The 13,150-nt window shown below is 70.7% G+C and carries 11 protein-coding genes; 2 read left to right on the top strand and 9 right to left on the bottom strand.

From position 1 onward, the window contains the following. The first annotated feature begins 325 nt into the window (after nt 1–325). Entirely contained in the window at nt 326–2,677 is a 2,352-nt protein-coding gene (locus CRP45_RS27900) for a DEAD/DEAH box helicase (RefSeq protein WP_245910512.1), read from the top strand. A 294-nt stretch (nt 2,678–2,971) separates the two neighbouring features. Here the strand turns inward: CRP45_RS27900 and CRP45_RS27895 are convergent, their stop codons facing one another. From CRP45_RS27895 to ssd, 7 genes are all read right to left on the bottom strand, one after another. Then, complete coding sequence (locus CRP45_RS27895; RefSeq protein WP_097247714.1) at nt 2,972–3,511, bottom strand: Rv3654c family TadE-like protein; 540 nt, start codon at nt 3,509–3,511, stop codon at nt 2,972–2,974. Between the two features lie 20 nt (nt 3,512–3,531). Continuing rightward, nucleotides 3,532–3,864 carry a TadE family type IV pilus minor pilin gene (locus CRP45_RS27890; RefSeq protein ID WP_097247713.1) on the bottom strand — a complete coding sequence of 111 codons (333 nt, stop codon included), beginning with the start codon at nt 3,862–3,864 and terminating at the stop codon, nt 3,532–3,534. Between the two features lie 383 nt (nt 3,865–4,247). Further along, the gene (locus tag CRP45_RS27885; protein ID WP_245910546.1) at nt 4,248–4,436 is read right to left on the bottom strand and encodes a DUF4244 domain-containing protein; all 189 of its coding nucleotides are present in this window, start codon (nt 4,434–4,436) and stop codon (nt 4,248–4,250) included. Between the two features lie 462 nt (nt 4,437–4,898). After that, on the bottom strand, nt 4,899–5,513 hold the full coding sequence (locus CRP45_RS27880; RefSeq protein WP_245910510.1) for a type II secretion system F family protein: 615 nt from the start codon (nt 5,511–5,513) through the stop codon (nt 4,899–4,901). 96 nt (nt 5,514–5,609) lie between these two features. Continuing rightward, a complete protein-coding gene (locus CRP45_RS27875) occupies nt 5,610–6,398 on the bottom strand; it encodes a type II secretion system F family protein (protein ID WP_097247712.1) in 789 nt (262 codons plus the stop codon). Between the two features lie 154 nt (nt 6,399–6,552). Continuing rightward, nucleotides 6,553–7,740 carry a TadA family conjugal transfer-associated ATPase gene (locus CRP45_RS27870; protein ID WP_097247711.1) on the bottom strand — a complete coding sequence of 396 codons (1,188 nt, stop codon included), beginning with the start codon at nt 7,738–7,740 and terminating at the stop codon, nt 6,553–6,555. Continuing rightward, complete coding sequence (gene ssd, locus CRP45_RS27865; protein ID WP_097247710.1) at nt 7,737–8,849, bottom strand: septum site-determining protein Ssd; 1,113 nt, start codon at nt 8,847–8,849, stop codon at nt 7,737–7,739. Before ssd ends, CRP45_RS27870 begins: the two co-directional genes overlap by 4 nt. Before the next feature lie 367 nt (nt 8,850–9,216). Between ssd and CRP45_RS27860 the strand changes: the two genes are divergently transcribed. Next, on the top strand, nt 9,217–10,086 hold the full coding sequence (locus CRP45_RS27860) for an HAD family hydrolase (protein ID WP_179831044.1): 870 nt from the start codon (nt 9,217–9,219) through the stop codon (nt 10,084–10,086). 612 nt (nt 10,087–10,698) lie between these two features. Here CRP45_RS27860 and CRP45_RS27855 read toward each other — a convergent pair. Together CRP45_RS27855 and CRP45_RS27850 are read right to left on the bottom strand one after the other, a co-directional pair. Further along, the gene (locus CRP45_RS27855; protein ID WP_097247709.1) at nt 10,699–11,445 is read right to left on the bottom strand and encodes a Fic family protein; all 747 of its coding nucleotides are present in this window, start codon (nt 11,443–11,445) and stop codon (nt 10,699–10,701) included. Between the two features lie 28 nt (nt 11,446–11,473). Beyond that, nucleotides 11,474–13,147 (bottom strand): dipeptide ABC transporter ATP-binding protein, encoded by a 1,674-nt coding sequence (locus tag CRP45_RS27850; RefSeq protein WP_097247883.1) that lies wholly within the window; start codon nt 13,145–13,147, stop codon nt 11,474–11,476. Between the last annotated feature and the right edge of the window lie 3 nt (nt 13,148–13,150).

Genomic DNA, 13,150 nt, shown 5'->3' with positions numbered 1-13,150 from the left:
CGACCAGGAACCAGTGAACCATGTCTTCGAGCAATTCAACAGTCGAGTTACCGACAATTTGCAAAAAAGTTGATCTTGCGAATGTGCAGGTGAGGGACACAATGCTCGAATCCGTACTTCAGGTTCGTTTGCCCCTGGATAACCGGGACAGCATCTGGCAAACCAGATGTGATCCAGGTCGCTCTTTGGTATCGAAATGGCTGGTGGAGCTTCCCACTCGCACACGTTTCACACTTTCCTCGCGTGTCGGAGTCGCGGGATCGTGAATCCGACCCACCAGACGGCCCGAACCGAGCCCGGGAGCGCCGTCAGCTACGGGCGATCGTTGCTGAATCGTGTCCAACGCGGCGGCCTCGACGGCGACCCCAGGCTGACCCACGTCGTAGAGCTTCCTGCGCGGGTCGCAGGCGGCACCGAGTGGCCGGAATGGGCCGCTCTCGACGTGGTCGAAGCCCTGCGCGCCTGCGGAATCAACGCGCCATGGACGCATCAGACGAAGACCGCGGAACTGGCCGCCGCTGGACAGCACGTCGTGGTGAGTACGGGCACCGCGTCCGGTAAATCGCTCGGCTATCAATTGCCGGTGCTCACGGCACTCTTGGCGGACCCGAAGGCCACCGCCCTATACATCTCGCCGACCAAGGCGCTCGGCGCCGACCAGCTGCGAGCGGTCGGCGCGCTGACCCACGAGGGTCCGCTGCGGGATGTGCATCCGGCGACCTACGACGGCGACACACCCGCCGAGATCCGGCAGTGGGTCAGGGCGAACGCGCGGTGGATCTTCACCAATCCGGACATGCTGCACGTCGGAATGCTGCGCTCACACCAGCGCTGGGCCCGGGTCTTCCGCAGGCTGCGCTACGTGGTCGTCGACGAATGCCATGCCTATCGGGGCGTCTTCGGCTCGCACGTCGCGCTGGTCCTGCGCAGGCTGCGGCGGATCGCGGCCCGCTACGGCGCCGATCCGGTATTCATCTTGTGCTCGGCGACCACCGCCGAGCCAGCGGCCGCGGCGTCCCGCCTGATCGGCGCGCCCTGCGTCGCCGTGACCGAGGACGGCTCGCCGCAGGGCCCGCGCACCGTCGCGCTGTGGGAGCCGCCCCTGCTCACGACCCTGACCGGCGAGAACGGTGCGCCGGTTCGCCGCTCGGCGACGTCGGAGGCGGCACGGATCATGGCCGACCTGGTGGTCGAGGGCGCGCGGACGCTGACGTTCGTCCGGTCCAGGCGAGGCGCCGAACTCACCGCGATGGAAGCCCGGCGGCTGCTCACGGAGGTGGATCCGACCCTCGCCGAGCGGGTCGCCGCCTACCGCGCCGGATACCTCGCCGAAGATCGCCGCGACCTGGAGACCGCACTCTCCGACGGTTCCCTGCTCGGCGCGGCCAGCACCAACGCACTGGAACTCGGCGTGGACATCGCGGGCCTGGACGCGGTGGTGATCTCGGGTTTTCCCGGCACCGTCGCCTCCTTCTGGCAGCAGGCGGGCCGCGCGGGTCGGCGCACCCATGGTTCGCTCGTCGTGCTCGTGGCCAGGGACGATCCGCTGGACACGTACCTCGTCCACCATCCAGAGGCGCTGCTGGACAAGCCGGTCGAGGCCACCATCACCGATCCGCGCAATCCCTATGTATTGGGCCCGCAGCTGCTGTGCGCGGCGCTCGAGTTGCCGCTCACCGATGCCGAAGTCGACGAACTCGGCGCCGCCGAAGTGCTCGCCGACCTCGCCGCCGAAGGCCTCATCCGGCGCCGCGTCGCAGGTCAGGACGGCGCCGCCCGCTGGTATGTCACCGCGGACGCGCACCCGCACGACAACGTCGACGTGCGCGGCGGCATCGGCGCGCCGGTCGCCATCGTGGACGGCGAGACCGGCAGGCTGCTCGGCACCGCCGATGCCGGGCGCGCCCCGGCGACGCTGCACCAAGGCGCCGTCCACCTGCACCAAGGCGAAACCTACGTGGTGGACGAGCTCGACCTGGAGGGCGGCGTGGCGTTCGTGCACGCGGCCGAACCCGGGTGGACGACCAGCGCACGGCAGGTCACCAACATCGCCGTCGACGCGTTCACCGAGCAGCACTGGCACGGGGCGGTGACCAGCGCGTTGGCGCAGGTCACCGTGACCAGCCAGGTGATCGGCTATCTGCGCACGCTGCCCACCGGCGAGGTCCTCGACCTGGTCGAACTGGACCTGCCGCCGCAGACCCTCCCCACCCGCGCCGTGCTCTACACCGTCACCCCCGCGCTCCTGACCACCGCCGGCATCGACCCGCGGCAGGTGCCTGGCGCGCTGCACGCCGCCGAGCACGCCGCGATCGGCCTGCTGCCCCTCGTCGCGACGTGCGACCGATGGGACATCGGCGGAGTCTCGACCGCGGAGCACCCGGACACCGGCCTGCCCACCGTGTTCGTCTACGACGGCCAGCCCGGCGGGGCGGGCTTCGCCGAGCGCGGGTTCGCCCAGCTGCACCGCTGGCTCTCGGCGACGCTGTCGGCCATCGAGTCCTGCGCGTGCGCGGAGGGCTGCCCCTCGTGCGTGCAGTCACCCAAGTGCGGCAACGGCAACCACCCGCTCGACAAGGGGGCCGCTGCCCGCCTGTTGACCGCCGTCCTCGCCGAGCTGAACGACCGGCCTGGGGGTTCTGTTCGCCCAGGTCACGGCGCCGATTTCAGTTCGTGACACCCGCGTCCTCCGAGCGTGACCGGACCGCCATCCTGGCGGCGGTCACCGGGCGTCGGCTGCCTCCATCAGCCTCTTCCGCCCCACCAGACGCAGCGGTGTCGGCGGGCTGAATAAAAAGGATTAGATTCATGTTAACTGAGGTATTGCCGTGGGCTTCGGCGGTCGACGTGCGGATTCGGAGCCGGAATATTCCGCACTCGCGCGGGAAATAGATATCGCATCGTAATTGTTCGATTAATCCTATAGCCCATTCGTGGCGAACAAACACTGGCGAGTGTTAGTACGTACCGGTCACTCTTCTTCTTCGGCCGGACCCGCCCGCGCGATCGCGTGCACTGTCCGCGCACCGAACAGACCCATTGGTACATTTCGCGCCACTGTCACAGTCGCATCCCATCCGTCGACCCGACACTCACTAATCCGCGCACCCATCCGCCGCGCCACCTTCTCCCCCGCCGCGCACCCCGCCTCGACCCCTCCGTCCAAAGCCCCGGCCGCCGCGAGCGCCGCCAGATCCGCCCCCGCCTGCGCCCGATGCCGCGCCACCACTGCCGCCCCCACCTGCCCGATCGACAATGCCGCCGCAATCAACCCCACCAACGCCACGCATGCGAACACCGTCGCCCCACCCCACTCCCCTTGCCCACACCCCGGTCGCCCCACTCCCCACTTCCTTCGCCCACAGCCCAACCGCTGCGGGTGGCCCTCGCACCCGCGTTCCGGCCATCCGGCCCGGTGACTCCCTCGCCCGCGTCCCGGCCCGGCGGCCCGTGGTTCCCATCGCCTGCGGGCTCGCCATTCCTCCCTGCCGACACTGCCGCGCCGTTGCATCGGCGATCTGGATCGCCCGTTCACCGCGTCACCTCCGGTTCCAGGGCCGCCACGGCCTCTGCGTGTAGCTCGAGAGGAAGGAGGGGTGCTCGTGCGGAGACGACCGCTACGACGTGAGCACCTTCCGTACGGAGCGAGATGGTGGCGTTGGGTGGGGCGACCTGCCTGGCGGTGGTGACGGCGTTGGGTTCGTCGCCGCGCGCCGCCAAGCGTGCTGCCTCACGGGCGGCGTCGACGCAGCGGACCTGCGTCGACGCCGCGAGCAGTGCTCCGAGACAGGCCATCACCGCGACCATGAGGGACCCGAGCGCGATCGCCGCCTCCACCGTGACGGCACCGCGATCGTCTGCCATCCGCACCGATCCAAGACGTGGCGCGGCGCCCGCCGGGACAGTGGAGCGACACGCAGCGCCCACCGACACAGTGGGGCACCGCAGAGGGCGCGCTGCCACGGTGAAGCGCAGCGCGGCACTGGCCGCGACGGTGCAACGCCTCGCGACCCCCGCCCTCACGGTGAAGCACTGCACAGCAGCCGCCCCGGTCAAGTGCCGCACTGCACCCACCACCACAGCCGATGGCCACACAACACCCGTCACGGCCAAGCACCGGGCAACAGTCACCCCGGCGAAGCGCCGGACGGCATCCACCACCACAACCGAACGCCACGCAACACCCGCCACCGTGAAGCACCGCGCAGCAGCCGCCAGCACAGCGCAAAGCCGCGCGGAGCCCGGCGCTACACCGTGGTGTTGAGGGCGCGGTCGATGATCCGTGTCAGCGCGTCGACGATCGAATCTCCGGTCACTACCCCGTAGAGCACCGCGCCGAAAGCTGCCGCGGCGATCGTGCCGATGGCGTATTCGGCTGTGCTCATGCCGTCTTCGGCGGCGGCTGCTCGGATCGTGCGGAGTTGGAGTCGCGCGATCGCCTCGCGTGCGCGAGCCCACAGCTGTCGGGGGTGAAACCTCGAAACAGCCGTACTCGCTTCGGCTCTCGGTGGCACCGCCTCGTGCCGCACGGCGGCCGCGGCGTTCGCAGGCGCCGTGCGTCGACTCGTCGGGTCCGCGCGATGTGCCGCCTTCCTGCGCGACTTCACACGGATCCTGGCCAAGCGAATGCCCGTTGTTCGAGCGACCCGCCGGATCGAGCTTGCTGGTGAGCTCGCCGTGTCCGTCGCGGAGCCGCGCGGCGCGCGGACCGCTTCGGCCGTCGAATCCCGTACGGCCGCGTGGGCGCGAGCCCACCGCGCGGCAAGCAGTGGGCCGCCGACTCGTCGCGGCGCGCGATCCGTCGGTTTGTCGATTCGCACCGATCTCCCCTTTCCCTTCGGCCCGCGCGGTCCCTCCGCGCGGGTAAGACTGCTGCCGATCGGCGAGGCGGTGCTCATTCATAGGAGACCGCCATCCAGGACCCGCCCCGCCAGACCGATCACCACGGGCACAATGCCCAGGCAGAGGAACGCGGGCAGGAAGCACAGGCCGAGCGGGCCGCCGATCAGCACGCCTGCGCGTTCCGCTCGGGCCGCCGCCGCATCCTCGACCGCGCCGCGGTGCTGGTCGGCGAGTTCTCCGACGGCCACCGACAGCGACGCGCCCGAGCGCGCCGAACGTCGTGCCATCCGGGCCAGCGAGTCGATCTCGGCGGCGCCCGGCCGTCCCTCCGCTTCCCGCGCCGCTCGCTCCCACGCCGAGTTCGGCTCCGATCCGAGCGCCAGCAGGTCCGCGGCTGTGCACAGTGCGGCGGCGACCGCCCGCGGCGCTCCGGCGGCCACCGCTCGCGCCGCGCCCGCCATCGGAAGTCCCGCGCGCAGGCATGCGGCCAGCAGGTCGAATACCGAGGCGACATCGAGCGGATCGCCCACGCCGGGCTTCTTCGGTTTCGCGCTCGTCGCCCGCCCCACTGGCTCCAAGACCCGCAGTCGCCGACTGACGCCGACACGCCCCGGCCACAATGCGAAGGCTCCCGCCAGTGCCAACGTCGCCATACCGGTCTCGACCGCCATGCCGAACCCCTTCCCGCCGAGCCGAATTCGCAAGTGCCCGCGCACTACTTCGGGGCCGACGAAGCCTCGATCGCGCCGCTGATCCGGCGCGCCCGTTCACACCAGCACCTTTCGCGTGATCGCATCGCTCCACAGCAGTCCCGCGCAGGCGAGGCCCACGCCCAGAGGGAGCAGCAGACTCCCCGCAGGGGAGGCGAAGAGGACCCGTAGCGGGTCGGCTCCCATGAGCTGCCCCAAGGCCAGTCCCAGCAGCGGGAGCGTGGCGAGGACCGTGGCCGTGGCGCGAGCACCCGCGAGAGCGGCGGTGGCACGAGCACGAAAACGGATGCGGCCCCGCATGTCTGCGCGGGCGGCCGTCAACAGTTCGGCCAGCGCCAAGCCGTGGTCTTCGGCGATCCGCCACGCGTCGGCGATGCGAGCGAGTTCGGTTCCGATGACGGCGTCCGGGTCGCGCAGTCCGTCGGCGGCGGACCCGCCCAACTTGCTGCGGGCGGCGCTGACCGCGAAAGCGCGGGCCGCCGCTCCGCGCGATTCCCGAGCGGCGACGTCCGCGGCCGCGCTCGGGTGCGCGCCGACTCGCAGCTCGCCGATGACCGCCTCGAGCGCGTCGAGAAGGTGGGCGCACTCCGCGGCACGGTGCCGGTCGCCGCGAGCCCGGCGCCTACGCAGCCCCACGGTGCCCGCCAGCAGCGCGGTGGCGAGGAAGGTCCCGGCATCCAACAGCTTTGTGGAAACCACGCCCACAACCACCGAGAAGCGAACAACGTTGCTGTAGTCCGGCTTTCGCGCCCCATCTATCGAGAACAGTCCGCGCAGCCGCCGTCTCGCACCCGCGCCGGGCAAGAGCAGCACCGCGAGCGCCAGGCACAACATCGCCGCTGTCATCGCCGAACCCGCCCCTCGGGCAATCCCGCCGTCGCGAACCCAGTCCGCGCAGCCGCCGCGCCCGATATCGCCGCCATCGCCCGGACCCGCCGGGCCGGAAGGTCCGCCCTCGCGAGACCGGCCAGCACAACCGCCACACAACTGGTCGCCGCCCTCATCGTCCAACCCGTTCCGCCAGAAGACCTTCCAGCTCTCCTGCCCCCGGCACCGCCCCACCATCCGACCGCCAAGCCGCGACGATCCGCACGTTCCCGCTCTCCGCACGGTCGAGCACCCCGATCTCCCGCAGCCCACGCGAACCGTCCGCACGGCGCTCCACATGCAGCACCACCTGGATCGCTGCGGCGAGTTGGCTGTGCAGGGCGGCGCGGTCCATGCCGCCGAGCGCCGCGAGGGCTTCCAGCCGGGCGGGCACTTCGCGCGGGGAGTTCGCGTGGACGGTGCCCGCGCCGCCGTCGTGGCCGGTGTTCAACGCGGTCAGCAGGTCGACCACTTCGGCTCCACGCACCTCGCCGACGACGATTCGGTCCGGTCGCATGCGCAGCGCTTGCCGCACCAGGTCGCGGACCGTGACCACGCCGACTCCCTCGACGTTCGCCGTGCGCGCGACGAGGCGCACCACGTGTGGGTGCGGCGGCGCGAGCTCGGCCGCGTCTTCGACGCACACGATCCGTTCGCGGGCGTCGACCTTGGCGAGCAGTCCGGACAACAGTGTCGTCTTTCCCGCGCCCGTGCCGCCGACCACCAGAAACGCGAGCCGGGCTCGGATGATCCGCTCCAGCAGCGTTTTCGCCTCCGGCGGCACGGCGCCCGACGCGGCGAGGGCGTCCAACCCCTGGGTGGCGGGCCGCAACACCCGCAGCGAGAGGCAGGTGCCGCCGTGCGCGATCGGCGCGAGCACGGCGTGCAGCCGGACGCCGAACGAATCACCAAGCGCCGCTTCGCTTCCGGCCAACCGGCCGTCCACCCACGGCTGCGCGTCGTCGAGTCTCCGGCCCGCCGCGAGCGCCAACCGCTGGGCCAACCGGCGTACCGCGGCCTCGTCCTGGAAGGTGACCGAGGTCTTTTCCAGGCCGTGCCCCCGGTCGATCCAGACCGCGTCGGGCGCCGTCACCAGCACGTCCGCCACCCGCGGGTCGTGCAGCAGCGGTTCCAGCACGCCCGCACCGGTCATCTCGGTCTGCAACAGCCGCAACGCCCGCAGCAGGTCGGTATCACCGAGCACGCCACCCGCTTCGGCGCGAATGGCCGCCGCCACGGCCGCCGGTTCCGGCGCGCTCGGCGTGCCCGCCAGCCGTTCCCGCACGCGATCCAGCAGCTCGGCCGTCACGAGCGCGCTCATCGTCCGCTCCGCACCGTCGGCGCACCGAGCACGGCGAGTACCGCGTCGGCCGCGTCCGTGAGCGGTCCGCGCCGGGGGGTGGCGAGCCCACCGCGTTCCAATCGACCCGCGAGGCCCCCTTGTGCGCGCACGGCCGCGAGCAGCGGTAGATCGAGCACCTCGGCCACTTCGGCTCCGCGCAGACCGCCCGGCGCCGGACCGCGGACCACCAAGCCCTGGTTGGGATTTCGCCGACCGATGAACGCCGCGACGGACTCCGCCGCCGCCACCGCCCGCAGTGTCGCCTGCACGACCAACACCACCAGATCCGCGCGGTCGAGCATCTGCTCGGCGTGCGCGCCGCGTTCGCCGGAAATGTCGCAAATCACGAGATCGCCTGCGGCACGGCCTGCTTCGATCACCGCGCGCACCGCGCCGGCGCCGATACGGCCCGGCAATCTACCGGCACCGCCGCGGCCGCAGGACAGCACGCCGAGCCCCGGCGCCGCCCTCGGCAGTGCGCTGTGCAGTGCCGCTGCCGCGACCCTGCCGTCCTCGACGACCAGGTCCGGCCAGCGGGGGCCCGTAGCCTTCTCTATGCCCAACAGCAGGTCGAGACCGCCGCCGAAGGGCGCCCCGTCGACGAGCAGCACGTCGCGCCGGAACCCTTCGGCGGCGGCGCGCAGGGCTGTCGCCGCGGCGAGAACGGAGGCGCCCGCGCCACCGGATCCGCTCGCGAAAGCCACGGCGATGCCGTCGGAAGCACGCCGCTCGCCGTGCTCAGCAAACTTCTCGACAAGCCCCTCGGCGGACGCGGGCAGTGCGATGACGCGCTCGGCTCCGACCGCCGCCGCGGCCTGCCAATCGGACAGTTCGGGCTCCCCGTCGGTCACCAGAACGACGCCCGCCCGCCGGGCACAACCGGCCGCCGCGCACGAGCGCGCCCCCGCTGTGTCGAGGATCACCAGGGGCGTTCCGGACCAGACATGCCTGCCCACCGGCGGCTCACGCTCGTCGAGCTGGCGTTCCGCGGCCGCCGCCACCCGGCGGACCTCGTCGCGCAACCGGACATCCCGGATGAGCACGAGCGCGGGCGATGAGCGGGCGGTCTGCGCGGCGTCGGTATCCATGCAGGTCAGCGTGGTGTAATCGACGGCTCGCCAGAAGACCCGAGATGCCGAATGTGGATAACTCCGCCGCTGTGGACAACCGCCGAGCCGGCGAAAAGGGGGAACCGTCCCCGAAATAGAGGACGGCCCCAGCCGGGGGGGGAGGAGGCTGGGGCCGTCGGGTTCAGCCCCGGGGGGTCGGGCTGAACGCGCCTGGACCATGTCCAGGTGCCAGCAATACTACACCCAATCCCCGGCCGTCACGCAAGTCTGTCGGCGAAGAACTTTGCCGTCGCCGCCGCTCCGGCGTCTCCCGGGCAAACTCGTGGCCGCCCCCGCAGACCCGACCCGGCCACCGCCATTTGCATCGCGTGCATATTCTGGACGGGTGACGGCCGAGGGCGACCAGACAACCGTTCCCGACCACCGGGCGGGCGCCGCGACGACGGCGAACAGCACTCCGGGCAGACGCGGGCGCGTCGCCGCGTTCTTCGATCTGGACAAGACGGTGATCGCCAAATCGAGCACCTTCGTGTTCAGCAAGCCGTTCTTCGCCCAGGGTCTGCTCAACCGCAGAGCGGTGCTGGAGAGCAGCTACGCGCACTTCCTGTTCCTGCTGTCCGGCGCCGACCACGACCAAATGGAGCGCATGCGTGAACATCTGACGAAGATGTGCGCCGGCTGGGACGTCGAACAGGTGAAATCCATTGTCGCCGAGACACTTCACGAGCTGGTCGACCCGCTGATCTACGCCGAGGCCGCCGATCTCATCGCCGACCACAAGATTCGGGGCCACGACGTGGTGATCGTCTCGGCCTCCGGCGAGGAGATGGTCGGGCCCATCGCGGAGGTGCTCGGCGCCTCGCACACCGCGGCAACCAGGATGGTCGTCGCGGACGGCAAGTACACCGGCGAGGTCGAGTTCTACTGCTACGGCGAGGGCAAGGTCGAGGCCATCGAAAAGCTCGCCGCCACAGAGGGTTACGACCTCTCGCGCTGCTACGCCTATTCCGATTCGGTGACCGATCTGCCGATGCTGAGCGCCGTCGGCCACCCGACGGCGGTGAACCCGGATCGCACGCTACGCCGCGAGGCGGTCACGCGCGGCTGGCCGATCCTCACCTTCTCCAACCCGGTCTCGCTGTGGGCGCGATTCCAGTCGCCCTCGTCCACCACCCTTGCCGCGACGGCGGCCGTCGGACTCAGCGCGGTGCTGGCCGGAGCCATCAGTTACCGCCTGCTGCGCCGCCGCCGCTGACGGCCGACGGCCCGGTGCTGATCATTGACCGGTGGGCCGGAACGGCCGCCGCCGCGCTGTTCAACGGGGCAACCGACAACTTGCCGGAGGGGTCGGCCGACCCGAGAACGGGGGCGGCCGCGACCAGGCATTTAACCACGAAACGCCGACAGACACGCCGATAATTCAGTGCTTTCTCAACCCTTGAGTGAGCCCACTCACAGTGGTAGAAAGGAGGCACGGAAGGACGGAAGGCCAAGGCGGAGCCGGAAGAGAAGGTTCAGTCTCCCATCCCACCCTTCCCAGCACGGACACCAGGCACCCACGCGGAGCACGCCGCGACAAGGGCAGAAGCGTTGTGGGCCTGCGAGATTCGGATTGTCGACGGCGAAGGCCTCGCACAGGTTGCGGGGATGAACCGGCGGAGTTCGAATAGTCGCCGAGGCCGCAGAACACAACCCACCTAGCACGCTTGGTAACCCGGTAGTCCGTGCTAGCGGGCGGTGAGGTCGTCAACGACAACGCCGCCCGCTTTGATGTGCGGGGCCCATTCCGAATCGCGCGCGAGCGCACGCGCTATCGAACCCGCGCACGCGGCATCCGACCAACGCAGGCGGCACCGAAGCCGAGCCGCTACCCCGCCGCCGCGTCCGCGATCGACGTCGCCTCCCGTGCGCCGTCCTCCAGCGCACCGCAGCAGAAAATCACCCATCCGCCGACCGCGTCCGGCCGACCGGTCCCGAATTCCGCCGCGGCGGCGTCGTACGCCTGCTTGCGCCGCAACCAGAACACCTCCGGCACGCCCAAGCTGTGCGGGTCGAGCCCCCTTGCCACCGACACCAACCGCGAGGCCGCGCGCGCCACGATCCCGTCGGCCGTGCCGAACGGCCGCAGCGCGAGCAGCTCGCCGTGCACCACCGCCGCGACGACGGGCGCGGGCGCCTTCGTGGTCAACACCGTCTGCGCGAGCAGGTCCAGCCGCTCGGCGACGCCCGGATCCGTGCGCGGCCGCCCGAGCAGCTCCTCGTCGGAGACCAGGTCGGCGGCGGCGAGCAGGTGCAACCGGGCGAGGGCCTGGAGCGGCGCGCGCTGCCAGGTGCTTGTGAGGTTGCGCAGGGCGTCGCCGTCGAGCGCCTGGCCGACGCGCAGCGAGCCGGCCAGGATCGGATCCTCGACGCGCCCGTCCGCGGGCAGGTCGGTGCTGCCGCCGTCGATGGCCGCCGAAGACCGCGCCGCGCGCACCGCCGCCTCGGCCGCTGTGGTCGGCCAGCCGCGGCGGTTCGACTTGTGCCGGTGCACCGCGGCGAGTGCATCGCGGGCGCGGTCGGCGGCGTCGCGCACGCCGGGCAGGTCGACGAGGGGCTGCAGCGGGTCGGTCACGAAAGACGAGGCTACTTGCGCGCCCGCCTCACCCCGCGAGCAGATCCCGCCCGGGGATCGCGTCGAGCAGCCTGCGCGTGTAGTCCTCGCGCGGATGGTCGAAGACCTCCTCGGCGCTCGCCGCCTCGACCACCCTGCCCTGCTGCATGACCAGCACGTTGTCGGCGATCTGACGCACAACGGCCAGGTCGTGCGAGATGAACAGGTACGACAGACCCAGCTCGGCCTGCAGGTCGTTGAGCAGATTCAGGATCTGCGCCTGCACGAGCACGTCCAGCGCGGACACGGCCTCGTCGCAGACCACCACTTCGGGCGACAGCGCAAGCGCCCGCGCGATCGCGACCCGCTGACGCTGACCGCCGGACAGCTCGTTCGGATAGCGCCGCTGCACCGAGGCGGGCAACGACACCTTGTCGAGCAGGTCACGCACCGTCGCGGCGCGCTCTTTCGAGGTGCCGATCCTGTGCGTGCGCAGTGGCTCCTCGATCGTGCGGAAGATCGAGTACATCGGGTCCAGCGAGCCGTACGGGTCCTGGAATATCGCCTGCACGCGCCGACGAAACGCGAAGGCGCTCTTGCGATCCAGCTTCGCGACGTCGCGTCCGTCGAAGGTCACCGCGCCGGAGGTCGGCGCGAGCAGGCCTAGCACCATCTGCGCGACGGTCGACTTGCCCGACCCGGATTCGCCGACGATGGCCGTGGTTGTGCCGCGGCGCAGCCGGAAGGACACCTCGTCGACAGCGCGGAACTCCGACGACTTCCACGGCGCCCCACCGCGGATCGGGAACACCTTCGTGAGGCGCTCGGCGACAACCACATCGGCCGACTCGACCGCGGCGCCCTGTTCGGCCACCTCCACCGCCTGCTCCCGGATCTCGATCCGCTTGCGCACCGCCGAGAGCCGCTGCGAGGCGAGCGAGGGCGCGGAGTTCACGAGCTTCTTGGTGTAGGTGTGCTGCGGATCGCGCAGGATGCGCAGCGCGGGGCCGGATTCCACCACCCGCCCGCGATACATCACCACCAGGTGCTCGGCTCGCTCGGCGGCTAGTCCGAGGTCGTGCGTGATGAGCAGGACGGCGGTGCCCAGTTCGCTGGTCAGCGAATCGAGATGGTCGAGAATCTGGTGCTGGACGGTGACGTCGAGCGCCGAGGTCGGTTCGTCGGCGATCAACAGCTTGGGGCGGCACGACAACCCGATCGCGATCAGCGCCCGCTGCCGCATGCCGCCGGAGAATTCGTGCGGGTATTGGTTCACCCGGCGGGCGGCATCGGACATACCGGCTTCCTCGAGCAGTTCGACGGCTCGCTTCGCCGCCGCCGATCCTTTGGCGATCCCGTTGGCCGCCAATGTCTCCCGCACCTGAAAGCCGACCTTCCACACCGGATTCAGATTGGACATCGGATCCTGCGGCACCAGCCCGATGCCGCGACCGCGCACCGCGACGATCTCCTTCTTCGACGCCTTGGTGAGGTCCTTGCCGTCGAAGACGATCGACCCCGAGGTGACCTGCCCGGTGCCGGGCAGCAGGTCGATGACGGCGTGCGCGGTCGTTGTCTTCCCGGACCCCGACTCCCCGACGATCGCCACGGTCTGCCCCGGATACACCGCGAGGCTCACGTCCTGCACGGCGGGCACCTGCCTGCCCTCGGCGCTGAAACAGACGTTTAGGTCGCGGATTTCGAGCAGCGGACGGTCCGGCATCGC

The sequence above is a fragment of the Nocardia amikacinitolerans genome, assembly GCF_900215415.1.
GTDB lineage: Bacteria > Actinomycetota > Actinomycetes > Mycobacteriales > Mycobacteriaceae > Nocardia > Nocardia amikacinitolerans.
The sequence above is the reverse complement of the archived record's forward strand: the minus strand, read 5'-3'. Positions and strand labels throughout refer to the sequence as shown.